The sequence below is a fragment of the Marinitoga sp. 1154 genome, assembly GCF_013363285.1.
Lineage (GTDB): Bacteria > Thermotogota > Thermotogae > Petrotogales > Petrotogaceae > Marinitoga.
This window is the reverse complement of record NZ_LBFB01000002.1, coordinates 49,928-76,665: the sequence shown is the minus strand read 5'-3', so window position 1 is coordinate 76,665 and position 26,738 is coordinate 49,928. Positions and strand designations below refer to the sequence as shown.

The 26,738-nt window shown below is 25.6% G+C and carries 28 protein-coding genes; 20 read left to right on the top strand and 8 right to left on the bottom strand.

What is annotated here, in order from left to right:
- Positions 1 to 27 precede the first annotated feature (27 nt).
- The 3 genes from XO12_RS01500 to XO12_RS01490 all read right to left on the bottom strand — a co-directional run bounded on the left by XO12_RS01500 (position 28) and on the right by XO12_RS01490 (position 3,085).
- Positions 28 to 1,182, bottom strand: a complete 1,155-nt coding sequence (locus XO12_RS01500; protein ID WP_175419565.1) for a hypothetical protein — start codon at positions 1,180 to 1,182, stop codon at positions 28 to 30.
- 162 nt (positions 1,183 to 1,344) lie between these two features.
- Positions 1,345 to 2,469: a tRNA guanosine(34) transglycosylase Tgt gene (gene tgt / locus XO12_RS01495; RefSeq protein WP_175419564.1), complete on the bottom strand. Its 1,125-nt coding sequence runs from the start codon at positions 2,467 to 2,469 to the stop codon at positions 1,345 to 1,347.
- A complete protein-coding gene (locus XO12_RS01490; RefSeq protein ID WP_175419563.1) occupies positions 2,462 to 3,085 on the bottom strand; it encodes a cyclodeaminase/cyclohydrolase family protein in 624 nt (207 codons plus the stop codon). The genes tgt and XO12_RS01490 overlap by 8 nt, the downstream gene beginning before the upstream one ends.
- A gap of 124 nt (positions 3,086 to 3,209) precedes the next feature.
- On the opposite strand from XO12_RS01490, the gene XO12_RS01485 reads away from it, so the two are divergent.
- The 10 genes from XO12_RS01485 to XO12_RS01440 are packed head-to-tail and all read left to right on the top strand — an operon-like array spanning position 3,210 to position 11,035.
- Entirely contained in the window at positions 3,210 to 4,022 is an 813-nt protein-coding gene (locus XO12_RS01485; RefSeq protein ID WP_047265304.1) for a purine-nucleoside phosphorylase, read from the top strand.
- A 9-nt stretch (positions 4,023 to 4,031) separates the two neighbouring features.
- Positions 4,032 to 5,009, top strand: coding sequence for a bifunctional oligoribonuclease/PAP phosphatase NrnA (locus XO12_RS01480; protein ID WP_052913144.1), 978 nt, complete (start codon positions 4,032 to 4,034; stop codon positions 5,007 to 5,009).
- Positions 5,006 to 5,428, top strand: a complete 423-nt coding sequence (locus XO12_RS01475; protein WP_047265305.1) for a Na+/H+ antiporter subunit E — start codon at positions 5,006 to 5,008, stop codon at positions 5,426 to 5,428. The genes XO12_RS01480 and XO12_RS01475 overlap by 4 nt, the downstream gene beginning before the upstream one ends.
- Positions 5,425 to 5,679, top strand: coding sequence for a monovalent cation/H+ antiporter complex subunit F (locus XO12_RS01470; RefSeq protein WP_175419562.1), 255 nt, complete (start codon positions 5,425 to 5,427; stop codon positions 5,677 to 5,679). The genes XO12_RS01475 and XO12_RS01470 overlap by 4 nt, the downstream gene beginning before the upstream one ends.
- Positions 5,679 to 5,960 (top strand): monovalent cation/H(+) antiporter subunit G, encoded by a 282-nt coding sequence (locus XO12_RS01465; RefSeq protein WP_047265307.1) that lies wholly within the window; start codon positions 5,679 to 5,681, stop codon positions 5,958 to 5,960. Before XO12_RS01470 ends, XO12_RS01465 begins: the two co-directional genes overlap by 1 nt.
- The gene (locus XO12_RS01460; protein ID WP_175419561.1) at positions 5,953 to 6,702 is read left to right on the top strand and encodes a transporter substrate-binding domain-containing protein; all 750 of its coding nucleotides are present in this window, start codon (positions 5,953 to 5,955) and stop codon (positions 6,700 to 6,702) included. The genes XO12_RS01465 and XO12_RS01460 overlap by 8 nt, the downstream gene beginning before the upstream one ends.
- A complete protein-coding gene (mbhE, locus tag XO12_RS01455; protein ID WP_047268145.1) occupies positions 6,699 to 7,382 on the top strand; it encodes a hydrogen gas-evolving membrane-bound hydrogenase subunit E in 684 nt (227 codons plus the stop codon). The genes XO12_RS01460 and mbhE overlap by 4 nt, the downstream gene beginning before the upstream one ends.
- Positions 7,382 to 7,717 carry a cation:proton antiporter subunit C gene (locus XO12_RS01450; protein ID WP_047268146.1) on the top strand — a complete coding sequence of 112 codons (336 nt, stop codon included), beginning with the start codon at positions 7,382 to 7,384 and terminating at the stop codon, positions 7,715 to 7,717. The genes mbhE and XO12_RS01450 overlap by 1 nt, the downstream gene beginning before the upstream one ends.
- Entirely contained in the window at positions 7,717 to 9,144 is a 1,428-nt protein-coding gene (locus XO12_RS01445; RefSeq protein ID WP_175419560.1) for a complex I subunit 5 family protein, read from the top strand. The genes XO12_RS01450 and XO12_RS01445 overlap by 1 nt, the downstream gene beginning before the upstream one ends.
- Before the next feature lie 34 nt (positions 9,145 to 9,178).
- Positions 9,179 to 11,035: a hypothetical protein gene (locus tag XO12_RS01440; protein ID WP_047265312.1), complete on the top strand. Its 1,857-nt coding sequence runs from the start codon at positions 9,179 to 9,181 to the stop codon at positions 11,033 to 11,035.
- A 67-nt stretch (positions 11,036 to 11,102) separates the two neighbouring features.
- Here XO12_RS01440 and XO12_RS01435 read toward each other — a convergent pair whose 3' ends face one another.
- The 4 genes from XO12_RS01435 to XO12_RS01420 form a co-directional block, all read right to left on the bottom strand.
- On the bottom strand, positions 11,103 to 11,489 hold the full coding sequence (locus XO12_RS01435) for a hypothetical protein (RefSeq protein WP_047265313.1): 387 nt from the start codon (positions 11,487 to 11,489) through the stop codon (positions 11,103 to 11,105).
- A complete protein-coding gene (gene feoB, locus XO12_RS01430; RefSeq protein ID WP_047265314.1) occupies positions 11,486 to 13,435 on the bottom strand; it encodes a ferrous iron transport protein B in 1,950 nt (649 codons plus the stop codon). Before feoB ends, XO12_RS01435 begins: the two co-directional genes overlap by 4 nt.
- Positions 13,436 to 13,672: 237 nt before the next feature.
- Positions 13,673 to 14,125, bottom strand: coding sequence for a ferrous iron transport protein A (locus tag XO12_RS11560; RefSeq protein ID WP_052913145.1), 453 nt, complete (start codon positions 14,123 to 14,125; stop codon positions 13,673 to 13,675).
- 181 nt (positions 14,126 to 14,306) lie between these two features.
- Entirely contained in the window at positions 14,307 to 14,603 is a 297-nt protein-coding gene (locus XO12_RS01420; protein WP_231580372.1) for a metal-sensing transcriptional repressor, read from the bottom strand.
- A 132-nt stretch (positions 14,604 to 14,735) separates the two neighbouring features.
- Here XO12_RS01420 and XO12_RS01415 point away from each other — a divergent pair, with 132 nt between their 5' ends.
- Genes XO12_RS01415 through XO12_RS01390 form a run of 6 tightly spaced genes read left to right on the top strand, consistent with a single transcriptional unit; the run spans position 14,736 to position 21,758 of the window.
- Positions 14,736 to 17,366: an O-antigen ligase gene (locus XO12_RS01415; protein WP_047265316.1), complete on the top strand. Its 2,631-nt coding sequence runs from the start codon at positions 14,736 to 14,738 to the stop codon at positions 17,364 to 17,366.
- A complete protein-coding gene (locus XO12_RS01410) occupies positions 17,363 to 17,611 on the top strand; it encodes a hypothetical protein (RefSeq protein WP_047265317.1) in 249 nt (82 codons plus the stop codon). Before XO12_RS01415 ends, XO12_RS01410 begins: the two co-directional genes overlap by 4 nt.
- A 1-nt stretch (position 17,612) precedes the next feature.
- Positions 17,613 to 18,491, top strand: coding sequence for a DegV family protein (locus XO12_RS01405; protein WP_047265318.1), 879 nt, complete (start codon positions 17,613 to 17,615; stop codon positions 18,489 to 18,491).
- Positions 18,491 to 20,833: an ATP-dependent DNA helicase RecG gene (gene recG, locus XO12_RS01400; RefSeq protein ID WP_047265319.1), complete on the top strand. Its 2,343-nt coding sequence runs from the start codon at positions 18,491 to 18,493 to the stop codon at positions 20,831 to 20,833. Before XO12_RS01405 ends, recG begins: the two co-directional genes overlap by 1 nt.
- 6 nt (positions 20,834 to 20,839) lie before the next feature.
- A complete protein-coding gene (gene rsmD / locus XO12_RS01395; protein WP_047265320.1) occupies positions 20,840 to 21,388 on the top strand; it encodes a 16S rRNA (guanine(966)-N(2))-methyltransferase RsmD in 549 nt (182 codons plus the stop codon).
- A 1-nt stretch (position 21,389) separates the two neighbouring features.
- Positions 21,390 to 21,758 (top strand): late competence development ComFB family protein, encoded by a 369-nt coding sequence (locus XO12_RS01390; RefSeq protein ID WP_052913146.1) that lies wholly within the window; start codon positions 21,390 to 21,392, stop codon positions 21,756 to 21,758.
- A gap of 18 nt (positions 21,759 to 21,776) precedes the next feature.
- On the opposite strand, the gene XO12_RS01385 is transcribed toward XO12_RS01390, so the two are convergent.
- On the bottom strand, positions 21,777 to 22,325 hold the full coding sequence (locus XO12_RS01385; protein ID WP_052913147.1) for a hypothetical protein: 549 nt from the start codon (positions 22,323 to 22,325) through the stop codon (positions 21,777 to 21,779).
- A 157-nt stretch (positions 22,326 to 22,482) separates the two neighbouring features.
- Here XO12_RS01385 and XO12_RS01380 point away from each other — a divergent pair, with 157 nt between their 5' ends.
- From XO12_RS01380 to XO12_RS01365, 4 genes are read left to right on the top strand one after another with little or no spacing between them, the layout of a single operon-like run.
- Positions 22,483 to 24,513, top strand: a complete 2,031-nt coding sequence (locus XO12_RS01380) for a CBS domain-containing protein (RefSeq protein ID WP_052913148.1) — start codon at positions 22,483 to 22,485, stop codon at positions 24,511 to 24,513.
- Positions 24,500 to 24,832, top strand: coding sequence for a hypothetical protein (locus XO12_RS01375; protein ID WP_047265321.1), 333 nt, complete (start codon positions 24,500 to 24,502; stop codon positions 24,830 to 24,832). The genes XO12_RS01380 and XO12_RS01375 overlap by 14 nt, the downstream gene beginning before the upstream one ends.
- Positions 24,819 to 25,382, top strand: coding sequence for a DUF4416 family protein (locus tag XO12_RS01370; protein WP_047265322.1), 564 nt, complete (start codon positions 24,819 to 24,821; stop codon positions 25,380 to 25,382). Before XO12_RS01375 ends, XO12_RS01370 begins: the two co-directional genes overlap by 14 nt.
- 1 nt (position 25,383) lies before the next feature.
- Positions 25,384 to 26,736 (top strand): hypothetical protein, encoded by a 1,353-nt coding sequence (locus XO12_RS01365; protein ID WP_047265323.1) that lies wholly within the window; start codon positions 25,384 to 25,386, stop codon positions 26,734 to 26,736.
- Positions 26,737 to 26,738 lie beyond the last annotated feature (2 nt).

The window sequence follows — 26,738 nt, the reverse complement described above, 5'->3', positions numbered from 1 at the left end:
ACTGTTTTAAATAGGGTTTAAAATGGTTCATAGTATGCGTAATAAATCAATATACTCTTTTTGTTTTTTCTTATACTCTTCGAATCTATTTATTTTAGAATGTTCGTCAAAATAATCAAAAATTTCTTTTTCTAATATTGTAACGTCATATTTAGACTTTAACTCCGAAAGTATTTCTTTAACTTTCGACTTAAAATCTTCGTACCCTATCATTTCATATAAGTATATCGAATATTTTTTCAAATCCTCAAATTTAAGTTTATTCTGCCCCTTAATCATCAACCACTCTAAAATAAATCTTTTTAAATTTTTTTCAACATAAAAAATAAAATTTTTACTTGGAACATATGGTGGTTCATGAATAATAGTAATATCCTTTTCCGGGCTATAATATGTTTTAAATATAGGATCTTTTGACTTTATTCCTGCATACTCATTTCCATTTTCATATATTAATCGTGATGCTAATAATAATGCAAAATCTTCTCCACGAGGTATTTCTAAAGGGTAAAACATTTTTTGAGCAAATTCTTTTCGTATTATCATATTACCACCAAAACCAAATATAGCTTCTTTTAAATGATTAGTTTTAGATAATCTAATAATATCTTTATCCATAGATTCATTTTTTCTCCAATTTTTTAAAATATCTTTTCCTAAAATTCTTATTGTTCCATTTTTTTCATAGGGAGCAGTTATTAAATATTTATCAGGATTTTTTGTCAAAATTTCTTTAGCTTTTAGAATATAATTTTTTCTTAATAATTCATCATCATCTATTTGTATAATAATATCTTCATTATTCATAGTAGGGAATATAAAACCAAGATTCCTTATTTCAGAATATCCTTTTGTTGAAAAGAAATTTGAGTTGTATTTTTCTCTGTACTTTTTTATGTCTGTATTTGTATATAAATAATATTTGAATTTCAATTTTTTTAATATTTTTTCTGTTTTTTCTTTGATTTCATCATCGTGAGAAGTATTTTCATGTGCTGCTATTGAAAAAATATAAACATTTAATTCATCATTTTCATCCATATTTAAATTATTAATGCTTTTTATTGTTTTATACAATGTGTTTTTTTGTTCAAATTCATTTAATGGTGTTGGATGATCAAAGTTATCTACAAGATTTTCATTTACTCTTATATAAGTATTTATAACGATAGCAAATTTCATATCTATCCTTCTTTCTATATAATTTCATATAAAAAAATTTCCTACAAAAAGAGTGAAGAAATATAACCTATATGCAAATTTTTTATAATCAAATAATTTCTCAAATTTAAAAATTTAATAAACAAAAAAGTTTAATTACGAAGTCCTATAAGGACTTCGCGTTTAATAAATATTGTTTGGATTTGATAAAAATTCCTCTTTAAATTGTATAAACCTATCCTCTTCTATGGCTTTTCTTACCTCTTTCACGAAATTAATTAAAAATCTCAAGTTATGTATACTCAATAAAATCTTTCCTAATATTTCGTCCTTTCTAATTAGATGATGAATATATCCTCGTGTGTGATTTTGACAAGCATAACAATCACACTTATTATCAATTGGATCTGTTGAAAATTTCCATTTTCCAGCTTTTAAGTTCACTTTTCCTTCCCAAGTCATTGCAGTTCCATGTCTTCCCATTCTTGTTGGCAATACACAATCGAACATATCCATTCCATTTTCAACAGACATTAAAATTATTAAAGGTGTTCCAATTCCCATTATATATCTCGGTTTATTTTCTGGTAATTTTGGACCAGAATGTTTTAAAATCCTTTCTGTTTCAGAATAATGTTCTCCTACAGATAATCCGCCTAATGCGAATCCATCAAAATCAATTGAGGTAATTTGTTTTATACTTTTCTCTCTTAAATCTTCATGAAATCCTCCTTGGACAATTCCGAATAATGCTTGATCTTTTTTGGTGTGAGCTTGAAATGAGCGTTTTGCCCATTGATAAGTTCTTTCGACAGATTCTTCGACGTATTTTTTTTCTGCTCCAGCTTCAACACACTCATCAAATGCCATAGCAATATTTGAACCAATTATCATTTGAATTTCCATTGAAAGTTCTGGTGTCATCATTATCTTTGAACCATCAAGTGGAGATCTGAATAAAACCCCATCATCAGAAATTTTTCTGTCTTTTAAAGAAAAAACCTGAAATCCCCCACTATCAGTTAATATTGGTCTATCCCAATTCATGAAATTATGAAAGCCTCCAACATTTCTTATAACATCTAATCCTGGTCTTAAAAATAAATGAAAGGCATTTCCAAGAATAATTTCTGCTTCTATATCTTTCAAATCAGAATTCTTTAATGTTTTAACTGTTCCATTAGTTCCTACTGGCATAAAAACTGGTGTTTCAATTATTCCATTTTTTGTATATATTCTTCCTCTTCTAGCATTTGAATTTTTATCTTTATGCAATAGTTCATATTTTAAAGGGCTATCTTCAAACATTAAATATCCTCCTGTAATTATGATTTTTTTCATCACTTAAACTTCTTATTTTGCTTATTAAATTATCTGTTTCAACTATAAATTCTTTAATTTCTTCAATAAATGTTTTTTTGTATTCATCGTCTTCTAAATAATTTAAATTATCTTTTACTAATGTTAATCCAGATTGCATAGTAGCCCATGCATAATATCCAGTTATAATAGCATCCGATAATAAATTTTGATTTCCATATTTTGCAATATTATATGCATTGTTAAGTATTGTATATGCGCATTTTGCAATATTATACGCAGTTTCTATACTATGTTTAGTTGCATTTGCTATGTCATCTTTATTTTTGCTTTTGGCAGCATTTTTAAAATTTTGATATGCTTTTACATCTTCATCTGCCAATTCTAATAGCCTTTCTTTGCATATAAGGAAATTTTCTAATGCTTCTTCAATAATTTTTTCATAATCTTCTAAACCTTTTTTCTTAATGGAATATCTTGAAACCATTCCTCCAAGTGAAGAAGATAAAGCACCACATACTGCGGCTAAAGCGCCACCGCCTGGAGTTGGAGTTTTGGAATCTAATTCATTTATAAATTCTATTATTTTTTTCTCTTTTATCATGTTTTTCACCTCCTCGAAATCTTTTTCATGTATTAATTATATCAGATAATTTTTAAAATAGTAAATTTAAGATAATTTTGTGATAAAATCTAAGTAAAGAGAAATGTATAAAGGAGGAATTTAAATGTATGCTAAAATTAAAGAGGCGGCAGAATATATTAATTCTAAAACGGATATTAAACCGTTATTAGGTCTTATTTTAGGGTCTGGTCTTGGATATATAGCGGATGAGATAGAAGATCCGATTGTTATTGATTACAAAAATATTCCGTATTTTCCACAATCCACTGTTATTGGACATGCCGGACAAATGGTTATTGGTATGTTGGAAGGGAAACCAGTTGTTGCTTTAAAAGGGAGATTTCATGCATATGAGGGACATAGTTTAAAGAAATTAATATTTCCAATTTATGTTTTTAAAGAGTTGGGAGTAGATGGTTTGATTTTAACAAATGCAGCTGGTGGAGTAAATAGAACATTAAATCCAGGAGATATAGTTGCAAATGTTGATTTTATTAACTTTGCGATGAAAAATCCATTAATTGGTCCAAATATTGAAGAATTTGGTCCGAGATTTCCTTCAATGGTATCACCAATAGATAAAAAATGGTTAAAGAAAATTAAGTATAAAGCGGAGGAAAAGAGGATAAAGATTGAAGAAGGTACGTATTGTTGGATGTTAGGGCCTTCGTATGAAACACCTGCGGAAATTAAAATGCTGGAAAAATTTGAAGGAGATTTAGTTGGTATGTCAACAATGCCAGAAATAATAGCCGCTAATCATTGCGGTATAAGAGCTGTAGCCTTTTCAGCAGTAACTAATATGGCTGCAGGTATATTGCCTCAGCCACTTAATCACAAAGAGGTAATGGAGGTTGCTGAAAGAATAAAACATAAATTTGCAAAAGTTGTAAAAATAGCAATAAAAACATTTTGAGGTGATAGAATGATTAGAACAATAGAAGCTATAATAGGTGAAATAAATAAAGTGAAAAATATTATAGTTGTTGGTCATATTATGCCAGATGGAGACGATATAAGTTCTGTTTTGTCTTTAACTATGGGATTGGAAAAGTTAAATAAAAATGTTCGAGCAGTAATTGATGACAATATTCCAGGTTATCTTGAAGAGTTTCCCTTTGTAAAAGATAAAATAAAATCATATGATTGTATTAATAAATTTCCAGCTGAATTAATAATTTCTGTTGATGCTTCATCACCGGATAGAATTGGCAGGGTGTATGAGCATTTTAAATATGCTAGGAGTATAGTTATAGACCATCATGCAACTAATACATATTTTGGAAATATAAATTGGGTCGATACTTATGGAGCAACTGCTCAAATGATTTTAAGGTTAAATAAGATGTTAGAAATTGAATATGATAAGGATATATCTACAGTTAATCTTTTAGGAATTGCAACTGATACTGGCTTTTTTAGATATTCCAATACTGATGCAGCAGTGTTTGAAGATGTTGCCTGGCTTGTTGGAAAAGGTGGAGATATTGGGTTAATAAGCAATATGATTTTAGAAAATAAACCATTGGAAAATTTAAAATTATATAAAGATTTTCTTGACGTTATGAAATTAGAAAAAGATAATACAATTGTGTATTCTCATATTACTCTTGATATGTTAAGTAAATACAATATTTTACCTAAGGATGCTCCTTCATTTGTTGGGGAATTAAGAGCGATTAAAGGCGTTGAAGTTGCCATTACATTTTTAGAAGCAGAAAAGAATGTTTATCACGTAAGTATGAGGTCGAAAAATTGGTTTGATGTTTCAAAAGTGGCGGTGCATTTTGGCGGTGGAGGTCATCCAAGAGCTGCAGGATTTAGTAAAGAAACACATGACCTTGAAAAATTGGAAAAAGAAGTTATAGAAACTATAAAAATTTTGATGGAGAGTTATAAATGATATACTTATTTATTATGTTTCTATGGTTAGGTTTTATAGGAGTATTAAATGATATGACAATTTTTTTAGGAATAATAATATCAATTTTAGTAGTAAAAATTTCAGAATTTTTTTTAAAATCTGAAATTTATGGTTTTGTTGAACTTTTTATTTCTGCGATAGGTAGAATTTTAGATATGTATAAGATGACCTTTAAATCTTTAAAATATTTAGTCAAAAAAAGTTATTGTGGATTAGTTCCGATTAATGTTGAAAATAAGACTGATTCAGAAAAAGCCGCAATAGCAAATTGTATTACATTGACACCAGGAACTATGTTTATTTTAGAAGAAAATAATCAACTTGTTATACATAAATTTGATGAAACCCCAGTAGAGGCACATTCTTATGAGGATGTTTGGAAGGGTGAATTATTTTGATATATTTAATATTGGATTTATTGGTAATTGTATCCCTGGTTTTAATGATTGTTAAATTAATTCTCGGTCCTACTGCCTGGGACCGAGTTTTGGCATTTGCATCTATGTCTTCAAAAATTTCTATTATTTCTTTAATATATGCTATAAATAAAGGTTTTTTTGTTATGATAGATATTATTATAATTTTTTTAGTATTAAACTTGTGGGGTGTTGTCATTATTTCACGTTTTTTAGAAAGAAGGAGAAAATAATGTTTGCTAACGCTCTTCTTGTTTTAGGCGGAATTTTGATATTTTTAGGAAGTATAGGTATGTTAACACAAAAGGATTTATATACCAGAATACAATTTGGCGGTATAGCTGATACTGTAGGTACATTTACTGTTTTAATTGGATTGGCATTAAAAACGCAAAATGAGATATTCAGATTTATTATAATAGGATTATTGGTTTTATTAATAGGGCCGGTTTTATCACATGCAATTGCTCATAGTGCGGCATATAATAAAATAAGGGTGAAAGACAATGAGTGAAATTATAGAAAGTGTTTTTTTGATTTCCACAGTAATATTAACAATTCTGATGTTTTTTGTAAAAAAATATATTAATGCTATTTTAATATATGCAGCTTTTGGAACAATATTATCAGGAATATTTTTTATTTTTAATGCACCAGATGTCGCAGCGGTTCAAATGACGATAGGATCGGCATTTATAATTTTCGTTTATATTATTGCTGTAAAAACAAGATCAAAAATAAAAGTTGGTTATATTGAAACACCGTATTTATTTGAAAAGCAGGGTAAAAAATTAAAAGGTTTTGAAAAAGAATTATTGGATATTTTTTCGGAAAACTCTTTTTTTGAAATTGATTATATACCAATAGAAAAGGAAAAGATTAATGATTATATTTATAAAGATGAATTTGATATTATTGTTGGAGGGATAATAATTGAAAATAAAAGATTTGATAAATTTTTATGTTCTAAAGAATATTTACCAACAAAATTATTTAAATATGATGGTGTAATAGATAAAGAGTTTGAATGTGTTATTTTAAACAGGACAAAGAAGCAGAAAATTATAGATTATTTACGTTTGAAAGAATATTTTAGAAACAATTCTTATTTGAAAACGGAAGAATTTATAAGTACAGGATATGTGTTGATTTTTTCTAAAAATAATAAAGCTTTAAGAGATGATTTTAACAGATTTTTAAAAACCTTTTTAAAATCGAAAGAATATGAAACTATAATCCGGAGGAATATAGGATGAAAAAAATAATAATTTCATTAATAGCAATATTAATTCTTTTTTTTATTTTATATGAAGAGACGCCGAGAGAATTTGTAAAAAATCCTAATTATAATATTAATATTTTATCAGAAAATGGATCTTTAAACATGGTATCTGCTATTGTATTAGATTATAGATTTTATGATACTTTTTTTGAAATTTTAGTTTTTACAGTAACAATAATTGGAATATCTTATTTTATGAAATTTTTTCAACCGGCTAAAACGCAATTTTCTGAACCATCTGTTGTTTTAAAGGTATTTGCTCCAGTGATGTTTCCAATTACTCTATTATTGGGGTTTTATAATACATTAACAGGACATTTATATCCAGGTGGTGGTTTTAATTCTGGGATCATACTTGGAACTGGAGTTCTTTCTTTGACACTTATAAAAAAATATGAAGATATAGAAGATATATTTGAAAAATCAAAAATAGAAGAAATCAAAGTTTTAATGCCTTTATTTATAATAGTGTATGGAGTAGTAGGAAAAATATTTTTCGGAGAGTATTTTATCAATTTTTTTCCAAAATTTCAACCAGGTAGTATTTTTAGTGGTGGAAGTGCCATTATGCTGAATTCGTTTATAGCTTTTGAAGTTTTTGGAGGTTCATGGACCATTCTTTATCAATTTATAAAGCACAGGGGGTTGCTTTAATGAGGATATATTTTATATATGCTTATATAGTTTTGTTTTTGGGACTATTAGGTATAATTATAAAAAAGGATTTAATAATGAAATTATTTTTTTTGAGTATATTTCAATCGGGAGTTCTATTATTCTTTATTTTTCTGGGATATGATGAAAATATTCCTATTATAATGTCTAATATTATACTTAAAAATGCTGATCCATTGATACACTCATTTTTGTTAACTGTAATTGTTATAGGCTTTGCAACAATATCACTATCTTTAGTATATATAATGATTTTAGCAGAAAATTTCAAAACTCATAATGTAGATATAATTGAAGAGGAGTTAGAAAAATAATGGCAATATTATTAATAATATTTCCTATTTCTTTGGGAATTTTAGCTTATCTTTTTAAAGAACATCATAAGAAGATTGGATATATTACTTATATAATTTTATTAACCTTAAATACATATTTAACTTTTTTTGGTAAAGAAGAAAGAATATTTCCAGGTGGATGGAATCGATTAAAAGGAATAGAAATATATTTTCCAAAAGAAATGTATGTAGTAGCCTTCTTTTTTAATATTATGATGTTTATTATTTATTGGCGTTCTGCACGAAGACATAACAATATTTTTACCGCTTTGTGGTTGATAATAAATGGAACATTAATAGGAATTCTAACTTCTGAGGATTTTTTTAATACATATGTTCATCTTGAGCTGATATCAATATCTTCATTTTTATTAATTGGAATTGGAAGGACTGAAAAAAGAATTTGGGCAAGTTTAAAATACATGTTTTTAAGCTATATTGGTTTAAGCTTTTATCTTTTAGGAGTAGGATTAATTTATGCGAAAACTGGAAGTTTAAATTTGCATATAGCATTTTCTAAAGAACCTAACCCGTTAGCGGTATCTTTTATTATTACTGGTTTATTGGTAAAAAGTGGTATGTTATTTTTATCAGCATGGCTTCCAACAGCTCATTCTGAAGCTTCTTCTGAAATTTCGGCGGTATTATCAGGATATATAGCTCCAATAGGAACATATGTTTTATATTCTTTTTCATTATACGATGGATTTTATAACGAAGCAAAAGTAATTTTCCTTATGTATGGTTTTATATCATTAATATTGGGTGGAATTTTGGCCTTTTTTGAAAATGATTCGAAAAGAATATTGGCCTATTCCACAATTTCTCAAATGGGATTAGCAATAATAATTATTGCTGTAAAAAAAGAATTATTTATTTTATTTTTTATATTACAAATGTTGTATAAGGCTTTAGCTTTTTATAATATTGGTCGAATTTATGAGAAAACAAAATGTAGAGATATATATTTATTAAAAAATATAAAAGGTTACAATACAAATAAGATATTGGCAATGCTTAGTGTTTTCGGATTATCCGGGATTTTTCCAACGCATACATTTTTTATTAAAGAAGGTATTGAATTGCAAGGAGGGCTTAAAACTTTATTGTATATTTCGGCATTTATAACAGCTTCTTATTCAATTAAATTAATAGCCTCATTAAAATTAACTAAAAAGTTCTATTATTTTAGTCTTTTAATTACAACTCTGCCAATACTTAATTTTTTATCATTACATTTTAGTTTAAAAGATATGAGTATTTCAATATCGGCATTTGTAACAGCATTAATTCTTTCAAGAATAAAGACAAAACCAATATTGGTTAGGCTTAATTATCTTGAAAATGCATTAATTTTACAGGTTTTTTCTATAATAATAGGATATTATATAATAAAAGTAATATAAAAATATTTAGATAAAAAATGAGAGGAGGAGGTTTATGAAAAAAGTCGTAATTTCTTTACTGTTTATTATTTTTTTCTATTCTTTTTCATTTGCTGCGTTAATGAAATCTGTTGATGGTAATACTGTTAAAGTAGAAGTTTTGGAAATAAAAGATGGAAATATCAAGGTAAAACTTTTTAATCAAATATATACAGTTCAGGAAAGTAATGTATTGTATATATCTTTTGATGAAAAAACCACAGCTGATTATGGAGTTATTATAGATGATAAAGTCTTTTCTGGTAAGCTGACATCATATGCATCAACAACTGCAAACATTCAGATGAATATAGGTGAATTTATATTAAATGATGTTTCTAAATTGAAGTTTGTTAATTTTGCCAATTCTGAAGTTCCAGATATAAAATGGTTTAGAGAAAAACAACCTCAAAATTTTGATATAACATTAGGTGATGATTATACAGAAATAAAAGGTAATATTTTTGAAGCAAAAGAAAATCAATTGTTTTTAAATATACCTATTTTGGGGCAGGGTGTATTGGATTTGAGTGTAATAAAAAGCATTTCATATCCAAAGTATGATTTTAAAGAACCATATATTCTAAAATTATATAATGGTTATGAATTTAAATATGTAAATTTTTTGAAAAAGGTTAATGACTATTATTTCTTTGATTTAGGGTATGGTACATTAAGTTTGTTTAATTCATCAATTTTTGGCTTTTCTGGTGGTATGAAGACTCCGACTACTAAATATACATATTTTATATTAAAAAATGGAATGAAATTTTTTGGGGATATTACTGGTAGTGACGAAGAAAACTTAAATGTTACAAGTATATTTGGAGAACATAAAATATCAAAAAGTTCCATTTTAACATATGCTAAAATACCTGATGAAAAAATAATGCTTATCGTTTCCAAAGACGAGGTTTTATATGGAAATTATGAACGTGAGAATAGAAAAATATCTTTAAATCCAGAAAATATTGGTAAAATAGATATTATATTAGTTAATTCTAATAAAGAAAAAGAAAGTATTGTAAGTACTCCAATGAAAAATTGGGAATTGAAAACAAATGTAATAAATAAATCTCTGGCTTTGAGTAAATATAATTTATTAGCTTATGGAAATGACAAAATGGTGATGATAGTTTCTGCAGTAAATAATGAAGGTTTTGGTAATTATAACCATGATTCAAAGGTTACAGCATTATCGTTTGATGATGAAAGTCAATTACTGTATTCAGGAGATGAAAAGGGGATATTGAATGTTTATAATTTAATTACTAAAAAAATTGATTATATGTTTGATTTTAAAAGTAAAATTACATATTTAATATCAAAAAATAAGGTATTATATGTAGCTCTCGAAAACGGAAAATTATATACAATTACAGGGGTTGAAAGTAAATTATTGATTGATATGAATGATGAGATAACGAGAGTAAGTGTGAATGATAGAGCAATATATATTTCTATGAAAAATGGAAAAATTTCAAAAATTGATAAATTTAACGGAAAAACAATTTGGAATATAAAATTTGATAATTCTATAACAGATATTTTATTATTAAAAAATGATAAATATTTAGTAGCAGCACAATATAATGGGAAAATATCAATTTTAAATATCGAAAATGGAAATGTTTTAACCTCATTTCAATCATTTGAAGGTGTATATAGTATTTTACCATCTTTATTGAAAAATTATTTTATAGTATCAGGAAAAAATGGAGAAATAGAAGTATGGAATAGTATAAATTTAAATAAAGTTTCAAAATTTAATATTGGAAAAGATATAATTTATACGTTATTAGATTCAACAGGTGATGTTATATTCTTATTAAAAAATAATTCTGTTGTATCTATGAAAATATTTGAATATTAAAAAGTGTTTATAAAAAGTGTTTAAATATAAAAATGGCTGAATTATCAGCCATTTTTATATTAATAAATTATTTATTATACCCTTCTTTTTTTAAAAAATTAGTTTCTTTGTAAAGTACATATAGCATTAAAAAGGAGAATAAGTATATTGAAATTTTAAAATCAGGGATATCATTACCGCTCGTATAAACTGCAAGCCATCCAAAAATATATTTTAATAGTTCGTATGTACCAATTAACAAGGATATAATTCCACTAACTATAATATGAGCAGAGAAATGATACCAGACGTTTTTTATATCCTCCCATAATCCAATAAAAGCAATAAGTGATACTATGATATAAGATACAAATATGAAATTATCATATTTAAAATTAATTATAGCCATAAATATGGATAAAATTCCAATAAAAATTAAAATATTTTTCTTAAAATTATTTTTTTTATTTTTCATAGGAATATTCCTCCTATCACATAAACTATATTGGCTATTATATAAGCTACAATTAATGTATAAATTAATTCAAAGAAAACCCATTTCCAACCATTAGTTTCTTGTTTTATTACACTTAATGTAGCAAAACATGGAATGTAAGCTAAAACAAAGAAAATTAGAGCTAATGCTGATTGAGGAGATAATATTGTTTGCAATGCATAAGTTATACTCTCTTCTCCAACATTTAAAATAGTCATATAAGAAGAAGCTACAACTTCCTTTGCAACTGCTCCAAAAATCAAAGAAATATTCGTTTGCCAATTCCATCCAAGATTTTGAGTTATAGGCTCAAAAAATTTTCCCAGATAAGCAGCATAAGAATTTGCAATATCATTATTGTTTGGAAAATAAGATAAAAGCCATATAAAAATAGTTGCTATTAATATAATCCCTCCAGCCTTCTCTAAGAAATGCTTCCCTCTATTCCAGGAATATAAGATTAAATTTCTAAAAGTAGGCATTCTAAACCTTGGTAATTCTATTGTAAAGGGAACCTCTTCTCCTTTTATAAAAAATATTTGAAGTATCTTTGCAGATAATAATACTAAAATTATACTTGATATGTACACGAAAAGTAATATAGTAGCAGCGTTTTTTTCAAAAAAGGCACTTATTAATAATATATAAACAGGTAATCTTGCAGAACAGGAGGCAAAAGGTATACTTAATATTAAAGCCATTCTTTCCTTTTTATTAGCTATAGTTTTTGTTGACATTATTGCAGGAACACTACATCCGAACCCAAGTATAATAGACATGAAAGAGCGACCACTGAGGCCAAATTTTCTAACTAATTTATCAACTAAAAAAGCTGCTCTGGGTAAATATCCTGATTCTTCTAAAAAACCCATAAAAAAGAATAGTACAAATAATTGAGGAACAAAAATTAAAACGCCACCTACTCCTCCTATCACTCCATCAACAATTAATGAATTTAACCATGGTATAGGAATTTTTCCATTTATTGAATTTCCTAAATTGCTAAATAATATATCAATCAAATCTGAAAGAGGGCTGGCAATATTAAAGGTTAACGAAAAAACAAAATATAAAGCAACGATATATATTAATAGTCCTAATATTTTATGTGTCATTACATGGTCAAGAATATCTCTCATTGCCCAGCTTCTACCTTGTTCAATTACAGAACTTTTTATAACAGTTGAAATAAACTTAAATTTCCAATCCATATATTCTGATTTTAATTTATTAATATCAACCTTTGAATTTATTTCTTTAATCAATTCTTCTGGATAATATAAATTTTTGGATCCAAATTCTAAATAATATATTGATAGCCACCTTTTGTCATATGATTTTAAGAAATCAAATTTCTCTAATCCTTTCGAAAAGATTTTTATAAAAGAATTTATTGAATTTGTATATGCGAATTTTTTTAGTGGAATATTTTTATTTTCTGCTGTTTTATGAATGGCTTCTAGTAGTTGATCTATCCCAATATTTTTTTTTGCAGAGGTTAAAACAACAGGTATATTTAGAGTTTTTTCAATAAAAGAGGGATTTATAACTTTACCTTTTGAATATGCTTCATCAATAGAATTAATTGCTAGAATTACAGGAAGATTCATTTCTAAAATTTGTATTAAAAGATAAATAGACCTTTCTAAATTAAGGGAGTCAGCAACGACGACAACTGCATCTGGAGATTCATTTATCAAATAATCTCTTGCAACCTTTTCATCATCACTTTGAGCAGATAAAGTATAGATTCCAGGTAAATCTACAAGTTTAAAATGATGATTTTTATATTTAAATGAGCCAACTTTTTTTTCAACAGTTACTCCAGGCCAATTTGCAATATATTGTCTACTTCCAGTTATAATGTTAAATATAGAGGTTTTACCAACATTTGGATTTCCGATTATAGCAATTTCAAAAGTCATGTTTTACCCTCCGCAATTTTTTTTATTACAAAATTTATTTATTGGACAATCACTGCATTTTAAATTTAATGAATCAAATGTATTTATTTTTATGCCGTTAGATATTAAAAAAGGGAATAAAATTTCCCATTCTTGATTATTTAAATTGAATTTCCTTTTAATTTCATCTATAGAAATATTTTCGTTTGTGTTTTTCAAAAATGTTAGAACTTGATTTATCATATGCTCACCACTTTTTTATTCTTTTTTTAAAAGAATTTTTTTTGCGCGACCTTTACCAAAGATTATTTGTTTTCCATTTATGTCTATTGTTACTTTACCACGATGATTATGAAGTACATTTATTTGTTTTCCAACAGATAAATTTAAACTTTCCATATCCTTTTTAAAAAAGATTCCGCCTTTAATGAAAAAAATCTCATATTTCCCAGGTGAAGCTTCATCTAAGGAAAATATTTCATTTGTAACTTCTACAAAAATTTTTTGAGCTTCATTTTTCCTTATCATGATTTTATTATCATCTATTTTAAATACCATTGGATCGCCAAAAGGAGATTCGTGTATATATATTATTTTTTTTCCAGGGATTAAACCCATGGCGATAAATCTTTCTTTAATACCTTCATCAAATTCCAATCTTACAATTATGCCATCCATTCCTATTTTTAAACTACTTAATGGTATAATCACATTAGTTTCCTCCTGAAATAAGTGATATTTTTCGTTTATATTATATCCAATTTCTGTTAAAATCTTACAGCATAAAATAAAATAGAGAATTACTTAATTCTATATATAAAATAAATATAAACTTTTCATATAAAATAATTAACAATAATAAATTAAAACATTAAATATATATTATTATATTTTACAAAGTTTTATTTATATATTCTATAACATCTTCTAATTCTTTTAGTTTTATTTCTATTTCTTTTGAATCATCCGAATATGCAGCTTCTCTTACACAAGTTTCAAGATGTTCTTTTAAAATTTGTGAATTAGCTTTTTTTAATAAAGATATAGAAGCCAAAATTTGTTTTGATATATCAATACAATATCTGTTATCTTCTATCATCTTTATAACAGCTTCAACCTGTCCTCTTGCAGTTTTTAATACATTTAAAGTTTTTTTGTGCTTCATATGATGATGTGTGTGTTTATCCATTTTTTTTTCCTCCCTGTTCTATATTTTCTTCTCATATATAATTATATACTATTTTTATTTATTTTGTGTGTTGTCAAATAAAAAATTTGTGGTATGATAATATAGAAAGAAAAAATTCGAGGGAGGTTGAATATGAAAGAATTATCAAAATATTCTAAAGACATAATTGCAATGGGAATATTTTTTTTGTTATTGCCTTTTTTAATGGTTCCAAATTGGGTATACGAATATTCAACACAGAAACATCTTGTTTTTTCATTATTCTTTACAATAATGTTTTTTATTTATTACTATAAAATTCAAAAAGAAAAATATGAAATAGAATATTCATTAAATCATGTATATTTTTCTTTATTTGGTATAGCGACTTTGTTTTCTTTAATAAGTGTTATTATTCAGAATAAATATTATTTTAGATATTCATTTGAAGTGTCATTATATACTTTAATTATTGTTTTTGTTTCTTATATATTAACTAATAGATTTGGGAAAGATTATAAATATATTGAGGATGCTTTATTTATTTTTTTAATTACAGGAGTTATAATCGGATTCGATGGTCTTCTAAATAAATTTTTTGGATTTGACATCTTTTTTGGTAAGTATGGAGATCCATCTCAAAGAATTACTTTAAGAACAACAATTGGAAATCCAAATTTTGTATCTGATTATATGGGGCAAATGATACCAATAGGTATATATTTTGCATTATCCAGAAATTCTAATATATTTAAAAAAATTTTTTCCATAATATCTGTTTTTATAATGTTCTGGGTATTATTATTTGCACAGACACGTTCAGTTTATTTGTCTTTTTTTCTGGGAATGATGATTTTTGCAATTTTCTTTACTCTTAGTATTTTAAAAAATAAAGACGAAGAAAAAGTTAAATATATAACATCTAAACGATTCATCATACCTTTGCTGTCAGTTTTTTTGTCAATTTTATTTTTATTTATAATGTTTAATATTCCTTCACCGTTTAATAAAAGTGGAGAAGTGGTAGCATCAAAAAGATTTGGAGCAATGGCATCAGTATCTTCATGGGATGAAAGAACTTTATCTTGGTTAGCTGCTGTTGAACAATGGCAGGATAAAAATCATATAGAAAATAGATTTATAGGCGGGGGAATAGCTACTTATCCTGTTTATGCTGTTAGATATATGTCAGATATTCAGGCAAGAAATCCTGAAAAATTTTATTATGCCTGGAATAATTTTAAAAGAGCTCATAATGATTATCTACAGGTTTTAGGTGAAACAGGTCTTTTTGGATTTATAGCAATAATTTTGTTATTATTCGGATTAATAACAGTTTTTATAAAAAGAGTTTTTAAAATAGAAGACTTTGATAAAATTTTATTATTTAATTTATTTGCGTGGAGTTTAACTATAGTTGCAATACATTCATTTACAGAATTTCCAATGCATCTTCATCCAAATATAATGTCTGCATTATTCATTATATCGGTGGCACTTTCCAGACAATTTGGAGAAACAAGAAAAATAAGAGTTTCAAAACAGGGATTGAAAGTTTTATTATTAGTTTTTTTTGTTATAGGTATAATTGTATCTTATTTAAAAATTCAGTCAACAGCAGCTGAGGTTTATTTTAAAATAGGAAATACTGAATATATGAAAATTGATGCATATGAAAATGTAGTAAAAAAACAAATACCAGATGTTTTAAGACAAATAGATAAAAAGATACAGGAATATAAAAGTTATAAAGTTACAAATCCTCTGGATTTGCAAAAGATATCAATGGAAATAAAAAATTTAGAGGAGCAAAAACAAAAATATATATCTGCTAAAACAGAGTATGAAAATAAAGCTTTTGAGTCATACAAAAAGGCTAAAAAATACTTTTTGAAATCATTAAAATCAAATTCTGCTTTTGGAAAATCTGGATTTTATCTGGCCCAATTATTAGCTAAAACTCCATATAGATTAATGGAAATAGATTATAATAATCTTGAAAAATATATGAAAATGGAAACTCCAGATTATAATTTTATATTAAATAAATTTGAAGGGTCAATAGATTTAATGCCATTTAATAGATATCAAATAAGGGATACTATAATGAGACTCTATGAGTTGTTAAAGGATAATAATAATAAACAATTATTGCAGGCTTTAGCTTATATTCAGATAGTACAGGATGAAATTGATCAATTAGAAAGCAATTATATATCTTTTAATGAAAAAAATGCATATAGGTTAATTGCTAAATTAAATGTTTTAATATTTCAAAATTTAAGCAATATAGAAAAATTTTTTAAGACAGAAGAAGATATTGTTAAAGAAATAAATAGATTAAAAGAAAAGTATTATAATGATTTTGTTCATTGGTATGATAAAACTATTGAAATATTACCAGGAGGCTGGAATAGATTTCCAGAATGGGAAGATGTATATACTGAGTACATGAGAATAATGTTTAATTTTAATCAATACTTAGGATATGAAACAGTCGTAGACAATATAATAAAGATATCAGAAAAGGAAGGAAAAGCTGATTATTATATGGCAAAGAAATATAAAGGAATACCAGATAAATCATTTAAATTTTTTGAAGATTTATATTTTTATTTAAAATCAAATAAAAAGGAAGATTTGGCTTTAAAATTATCAAAAGCTGTATCCAAAAATTATGAAAATGTATATAGTTTTTATGTGGAGTATTTAAAAAAATATCCTGATTATAGATATAAAAGTAGAGTAGAAAATTTCATAAAAACATATGAATTTTTAAAATGAGAATAGCAATAATTTTATTAACTATAGTTATTATTTTGAATTCTATAACATTTTATTTTTATTTAAAAATAAAAAATATCGAATCAGTTAATTCACAGTATTCGATATATGATGTATATATGAAGACAAGATTTTATGATAAACTTATAATATTTATGTTAAATCATAATAATATTCAAGAAGTAGAATTAAATGGGCTTATATTTAAGAGAGAAGGAAATAAAATTATTGTTAAGGAGGAATAAAATGAAAAGAGCTATAATCATAGATTCCGGATGTTCCCCAACGCCAGAATGGATAAAAAAATATAATTTGAAATTTATGGGAATGAAAGTATATGTTGACGGTGGAGAATATACTGATGGAATAAGTTTAAATCATGACAAATTTTATGATTTAGTAAAAAATGCTAAAGAAATTCATACTGCACAGCCATCTTTAAAGGAAATAATGAACATCTATGAAAAATTAATGGAAGAGGGATACGAAGAAATAGTTGATATACATTTTTCATCTAAAATGTCTGGATTATATAATACTGCGCAAATGGCAAGAAATATGCTTGATAATATAAATCTTAAAATTATTGATACTAAAATGGTATCAATAGGAGCATCTTTGGTAGCAAGAAGAATTGTTGAATTGTTAGTAGATGAAAAAATTCCTTCTGAAAAGCTTGATGATTTAATACCAAAAATTATTAATAACACTTTTATGGAATTTTCAGTTCCAACTCTAAAATATCTTATAAAAAATGGAAGAATAGGAAAAGCATCAGGTATGGCTGGTACACTATTGAAAATTTTGCCTGTATTAACAGTTGAGGATGGTGAAATAACCCCTTTAACAAAAGTAAGAGGAATAAATAAAGTTTTCAAAGTGATGGCTGATAATGCCTTTGAATTTATAAAAGAAAGGCCATATAATATAAAAATTTATAAAGTGCATGGATTTGAGTCAAATTTAGAACAGGAAAATAAAGTTTTTAATATGTTTATGGAAAAATTTGAAAAATTAAATTATAAATACGAATTAATTGAGGGGAGAATCTGGCCAACAGTTGCATGTCATAGTGGTCCAGAGGTTTTTGGATTGGGTGTTTATGGGGAGGAAAATTCTTTATAATGTTTCTTGAGGATTTTTTTAAAGAACTCGAAAAATATTTAAAAAGAGGATTGAATAAAGAAATTTCGTGGAATACTTTTTTCCCGGAAATATACAGATTTTGTGAAAATAATATAAATATTATAGAAAAAGAAAAGGGCCTAAAAGAGAAAATAGGCTCATTTTTAGCATATTACAAACCCATAAATAAATTATCAGAAGAGAGAAGAATTAGAAGAATAAAAGAAGGGTTTAATTTAATTGAAAAATTAAAGAATATGTATTTAATTGATACTCCTGCTTTTCCACATAAAGAATTGCCATTGAAAACAGATATTAAATTTATAAAAGGAGTAGGGAATAAAAGAGCTACGTTAATGAGAGAATTAGGGATTAATAATATTGAAGATACGTTTTATTTTTTTCCAAGAGAATATGAAGATAGAAGAGAGATAAAGTGTATATTAGATTGTTACCATGGACAAAATTGCTTAATTGTTGGAAATATAGTAAATTATGAAGAAAAAAAAGTTGGAACATTAAGAATACTTTCTTATGTTTTAGAAGATAAAAATAATTCTATTATAATATTGACGTGGTTTAATCAAGAATATATAAAAAAATTTTTAAATATAGGAATGAAAGTTGCGGTTTATGGTACGCTAGAGATTGATTTTGGAAGAAAACAGATGAAAAACCCTGATTTTCAAGTTATAACTTCTATTGATGAAATAAAAACGGGAATCATGCCAATATACCCGTTAAAAAAAGGATTATATCAAAATACTATGAGAAATATTTTTTCAGAAACTATTCAATATGCTAATAATGTGAAAGAGTTTATACCTGAAAAATTATTAAAAAAATATAAATTTTTAAATTTTCCATCAAGAATAAAGGGAATACATTTTCCAAAAAGTTTTTATCATCTCAAAAAAGCAAAAGATACACTTAGATATGAAGAAATATTTTTATTTGAATTATCAGTATTAATTCAAAAACTAAAAATCCAATTAAAGAAAGGTTTTTCAAAAAAAATAAATGGTGAACTATCAAAAAAATTCATGGAATCCTTACCATTTAAATTGACCAATTCACAAATTAAGGTTTTTGAAGAGATTAGAAAAGATATGAAAAAAGATGTGCCTATGAACCGACTACTTCAGGGAGATGTTGGTTCTGGGAAAACTGTAGTATCTGAATTAGCTTTGATTGATAATTTTGAAAGTGGGTTTCAAGGAGCAGTAATGGTTCCAACATCGGTTTTGGCTAAACAACAATATAAAAGGTTAAAAAAGGATTTTGAAAAGTTTGGAATTAATGTAGAAATACTATTGGGAGAAACAAAAAAATCTAAAAAAATAGAAATAAAAGAAAATTTGATAAAGAATAAAATAGATATATTAATAGGCACCCATGCTTTAATACAGGATGATGTAGAATTTAAAAAATTGGGGTTAGTCGTAATAGATGAACAACACAGGTTTGGAGTGAGGCAGAGATTGGCTTTGATAAGCAAAGGTAAAATGCCAGATATTTTATTCATGACAGCAACTCCAATTCCCCGAACTCTGGCAATGACATTATATGGTGATCTGGATGTTTCTATAATTACTGAAATGCCTGCGGGAAGAAAAAAGATAAAAACATTATTACTAAAAGAAAACAAAGTAAATGAAATTTATAAATTTATAGATAAAGAATTAGAGTCAGGGAATCAAGCTTTTTTCGTATATCCTTTAATTGATGAATCTGAAGTAATGGAATTGAAAGCTGCTACTGAAATGTATGATATATTGAAAGAGAGATTTAGAGAATATGAAGTAGGATTGTTACATGGAAAAATGACACCTCTGGAAAAAAATGATATTATGGAGAAATTTATAAATAAAGAATTTAGAATATTAGTATCAACTACTGTAATAGAAGTGGGAATGGATATACCAGATGCAACAATTATGGTAATTGAACATGCTGATAGATTTGGTTTATCTCAATTACATCAATTAAGAGGTAGAGTGGGAAGAAGCAAAAAACAGGCATATTGTTTTTTGATTATGAGTCAAAATGTATCTGCTGAGACAAAAGAAAAACTGAGATTATTTGCTAATACAACGAATGGTTTTGAAGTGTCGGAGATTGATTTAAAATGGAGAGGACCTGGAAAATTTTTTGGGACAGAACAACACGGATTACCAGATTTTAAATTTTTAGATATATTGAAAGATACAGAATTAATAGAAAAAGCAAGAAAGGATGCATTAGAAATATTAAAAGAAGATCCTGAACTAAAAAAATATAAAACTCTAAAATATGAAATATATAGACGTTATGGGAAAAAATTAAGGATGCTGGAGGCATAAATAAAGATGTTGTCAATAGAAAATGGAATATTAAAAGGTAGAAAAATAAATATTGTTCCTGACAAAAGGACAAGATATACTCCTGCGAATGTAAGAAGAGCTTTAATGAATATAATAGATGTAAAAGATATGAATACGCTGGAGATGTTTGGAGGATCTGGTGTAGTTTCTTTTGAATTTATTAGTTCTGGAGCTGAAAAAGCAACTATAATTGAAACATCACGCAAAGCATGTTCGACCATAATAAAGAATTCAAAAATTTTAAAAATAAATAATAAACTAAAATTAATATGTTCAGATTTTCGAAAAGCTTTGAAAAAGTTAACAGAAAAATACGATCTAATATTTTTAGATCCACCATTTCAAATGGGAATTGCAGATGAAGCTCTGGAAAAAATAAGTGAAAATAAATATATATATAATGAAAACACATTAATAATAGTAGAACATTCTAAAAGGGAAAAGCTGAAAAAAACATATGGTGATTTAATATTGGATAAGGAGTATAATTATGGTGATATAAAAATATCTATTTACATAAAGGAAGGTGGATGATATGATTATAGAAAAATACCATATTTTTAATGTTTTAGAGCATTTAGTTGAAGATATAACCAATGAAATGTTTAGCATGCCAAATGTTGATATGTGTATTTGTGATCGTTGTAGGGCAGATGTTATAGCTTTAGCTCTAAACCATTTACACCCTAAATATGTAGTTACAGAAAAAGGAAGGATATTTTCTGAACTTGAAACATATACATTTCAAATAAGAGCAGAAGTTTTATCAGAAGTTTTAAAAGCAATGGAAAAGGTAAAAGAAAGACCATCGCACCCAAAAGAAGAATCAATCTACAAAGAAAAACTCATAGACTTAGATAAATTAGAAGAACATTTTAATAATTTGCAAAAAAAGAATGATTAAGAATTACAGAAAAAATAATTAAAAATAAGCTGTAAAAATCATTCCGAGGATTTCATCATTTTGATTTGAAATAGCATTACCCAGCTTTAACATTAATAATTTATTTTCAAGTGTTTTTATTTTATTTTCCAATTCTGATTTTATATCAGGGTCGGTTTCTGTTTTTATATAATTTTTAAGATTATTGATTAATTCTTCCAGCCTTTTTATCTTATCATCCTTTTTATTATCTAATTTATTTGGATTATTTTCGATTATATTATCGTCATTTTTTGGACTATTGTCCATTTTGTTTTTATATGCAATCATTACCTGTGTTTTTCCAGCAACGGCGGCGAGGAAAGCACCTCTTTTTTGAATATCAAGAGATATTTTGCTGTATATGACATATCCTCCGTTTTGAATGGCTTCTTTTTTAAATGCCATTAAATTGCCAGTTTCTTGAGATAAAACACGTATAATACTCATTGAAGCAGGAGCTCCCGAGGCTATTCCCGGTTCTCCTGGGTCTAATTTATAACCAAGTATGGGATTAATATTATTAGGATTAATTTTCATATTTATCATTTTTACCACTCCTGAGAAATTATAACCATATTTTACACTTAGATTTTTTATTTTGCATTTAAAGATAAAAATTTTAATGTTCTTTTTTTAATCATATTATTTAGATGTTGAAAAGATTAAAAATGTTCTAATAAAAAAATAAAAAGTGAGTGATTGTATGGATATACCACAAATTTTGGAAAAAAACATAAAAAAAATAAAAATAGGCTATTTAAAAGTAAATTTTACATACATAGAAAATAAAATCATAAAAATAAAAAAGTATGGAAGAATATTGCATGAAAAATATCCATCAGATATTCTAATAATACTTGAACTTTCTGAAACAATAAAAGCATATATATTTTTTTATACTTTTGAATGTGATATAAATATATTTAAAAAATTCAATCCTGAAGTAAAAAATAATATGATAGTATTTGATTTGAAAGAAAAGAGTATGGATAAAGCTTTTGATATAATAATCAATGAAATTAGAGAAAACTATATTCCTGCTATTAAAGCCAGGGATATAATGTCCTCACCAGTAAGGACTGTTTTATCAAATGAAGCTATTGAAAAAGTATATAGAATAATGATTCAAACAGGACACAATGGTTTACCTGTAATTGAAAAAAATGAATTAATAGGTATAATAACCAAAAAAGATATTGAAAAAGCTATAAATCATGGACTATCTAAATTTCCTGTAAAGGAAATAATAACGAAAAATGTTGTATCAGTTTTGCCTGAAACAACAATTGAAGAAATAAGATATAAAATGCTTGAAAATGGAATAGGACGATTATTAGTTATAGATAAGAATAATATGTTAATGGGAATAATAACAAGATCTGATTTGATTAAAGGAAAAGTATTTCATAAATCAAAGCCTAATATAATTATTGAATATAATGAAGAAGTTCATAAATATAATATATTAAAGAAGATGCTAAAATATATTCCTTCAAAATATATGAATCTTTTAAGGTTATTAGGTGCATATGGAAGTGAATTGAATATGCCAGTTTATGTTGTTGGTGGATTTGTCAGGGATTTATTATTGGGTAAAAAGAATTTTGATATAGATATAGTGGTCGAAGGCGATGGTTTAAAATACTCAAAATATGCATCAAAAAATTTAAGGGCAACATTTGTTGAACATAGTGAATTTCATACAGGTTCATTGTTTTTTAAGGATGGATTTAGAATAGATATTGCTACAGCCAGAACTGAGTATTATGAAAAACCAGCAGATTTGCCAAAAGTAGAATTAAGTACAATTAAAAAAGATTTATATAGAAGAGATTTTTCAATAAATGCTATGGCTATAAAATTAAATAGTGAAGAATTTGGTGTTTTACTTGATTTTTTTGGATGCAAGAAAGATTTAGATAAAGGTATTATTAGGGTATTATATAACTTAAGTTTTATAGAAGATCCAACAAGAATTTTAAGGGCTATAAGATTTAAAAATCGTTTTAATTTTATAATTGAAAATAGAACATATGAATTACTAAAAACCACAGTAGAAAACAATTATATTGAAAAAGTTACTGGAATGAGATTAAGAGAAGAATTTGAAAAAATTTTAAATGAAAGGAATATAATAGATTCTCTCAAAGAAATGGGGAGATTAGGAATATTAGATCATCTATTTTTATATACAAAATACAATGAAGAAAAAATAAAAATTTTTAAAAGAGTATTGATTTTCTACAATTGGTTAAAAGAAAATGCATTGCAATATATAAAAAGCGTAAAAATTTTTCATTTATTTTTATATTCTTATCTTATTAATGAAAGTAATGATGCAAAATCATATGTATTTAATCGTTATGGATTACCAAAAAAGTTTATTAATAATATAGAAAAATTTGAAAAACTACAAAAAGAACTAAAAAAAATAAATCCAGATTCATTATTCTCAGATTTTTATAAATTAACAGATTCATTTGATAATGAATTGTTAATTGTTTTGTCGGGATATATTGATTTACAAACAACAGAAAAATATAAAAAGTTTCTATTAAAGATAAAAGATTTCAAATTAAACATTACAGGAAATGATATAATAAAATTAGGCATAAAGGGTAAAAAAGTTGGGGAAATTTTGAATAAAATAAAAATGTATAAACTGGATGATAATATCAATGATGAAAAAGATTTTTTGTTAAAATTAGTGGAGGATTGGAATGAATCAGTATAGAATTTATATATTAATTGCATCAATTTTAATATTGATATCTTCGTTTTTCATAATTAATATATTAAATAATTCTTCAGATTTAATAATGGTAGCATCTACAAAAAAGTTACCTATAGAAATCGAAAATAAAAGTAATGATGTTATTTTTATCAACGGAGAAAAACTTAAACCCCAGAATAAAAGGGATATAAGTCTTGGAAAAAATGAAAAAATAATAATTACAAATAATTTCGGAACGGTTATAATAAAGACTTTTGAAAAAATATATAAAGTGAAATTAAAATCTTTTGAGGTGGTGATTGAAAATGGGGAAAATTAAAGATATAGATAGGGTGAATTATGTAATACATTTTTTTTCAGCAGGAGGTACGGATTATTGGTTATATCATGAAAATGTATTGGAAAAATTAAAAAAACATTTTGGTGAAATAGATTATATTTCTGATGAATTAGATTTTCAAAAATATACATATTATTATAATCTGGAAATGGGGCAAAACGTAAAGATAAAAGCCAGGATGATAAGTTTTAAAAACTTATATTCGCCTGGATTTTTAGCAGATGCTAAAACAATAACTAATTCTATAGAATTAGAGTATGCTTTTGATGGAAAAAGAAAAATTAATCTTGATATAGGATATATTCACCATATGCAATTTGTTCTTGCCAGTACAAAACCATGGGGTAATAGAATTTATTTATCAAAAGGGATATATGCAGAAATAACATTAATGTATGTATATGATCAGTGGAAAGCATTTGACCATTCTTATCAGAACTTTAAAGATAAAGAATATCAGAATATTTTAACTGAAATTAGAAATATATATTTAAATAAAAGAAAAAAATGGTTATCGGGGAAAAAATAATATGAAAAACAAATTATTTTTTCTATTATTTATAATAATAACAGTTTATAATTTTTCATCAGCAAAATTGTTATTTCCAGATTCAATAGACTTTTATTATCAACGTTCGAAAAATATAAATTCCGGTATATTATATACCGGAATTCCTTTGTTTTTTATTGAAGATAACAATTATAAATCTAATATATTATTTGAATTTCCACTTGGTTTCGAAAAAAGATTGGAAAATAATGTGCTATTTAATGGTGGAGGATATTATACCTTAGAAAAAGATAAGATTTTTTTTAGTGATCTATACAATGAATATTATTCATGGATGAATTTTGGTTTTGAATTTTATCATAATGATAATCTATATGCAAGATTTATAGTTGATTTCAAAGAAGGAAATAGTGCATATTTTAAATATAAAAACTTGACTTTTTTGGATATATATAACAATTTTGAATTAATTAAAAGAACTACATTGGATACGCCGTCGTTGAGCTATTTAAGCTTAAAAAATAATAACTGGAGTTTTATTTTAGGAAGAACCAGAATATCTCTTGGACCATTAAAAAATTCATTAATTCTTTCAGATGCAACAAAATATTATGAAAATATAAACTACAAATACAGATTTAAAGGAATAATATTCAATACAATATTAATTTCAATGCAACCAATGCTAACTAAAGAAGAATATGAAAAACAATTTTCTACAGATGCAACGGATGCTTTTAGAGAAATATTAACAAATAGAGTAGATTTTAATTTTGATAAAATAAATATAGGAGTAACATCTTTGAATTTGTATGGAGGATCAAAAGCTTTAATAGATACAAAAAATGGATTAATATCTATAGATGCATTATTGCAATATAAAAATTTTAGATTATACGTTCAGGATACTTACAATACATTTAAAGATAAAAATAGCTATGGATATGGTGCGGAAATATTATTTAAAATACACAAAGATACATACTTTTCAATGTTATATGAAAATTATTTTGTTGATAATGGAATATATGAAGATGAGATTCCATATAACAGATTATATAATCGTTCATTGGAAATAATAAACGAACCTGGAGCAAGATATTTTTACGATTATCCACTTGGATTTAAATATGATGAAAATTCCAAAGTTCAAAGTTTTCAAACATATATATCAAATAGAAATTTTTTGATGTTGTATGAACAGGATTCTGGAATTTCCTTTGGTAATGATTTCTTTAATGAAAAAATTAAAATGTATATCAGATTCTTCAATAATATAAATGTGGAACTTAAATATATAAATTTAAGATATGATAAGCAGAAATTTGAAAACTATTCAGTGTTTTTAATAATTCCTATTAAAATTCAATGATA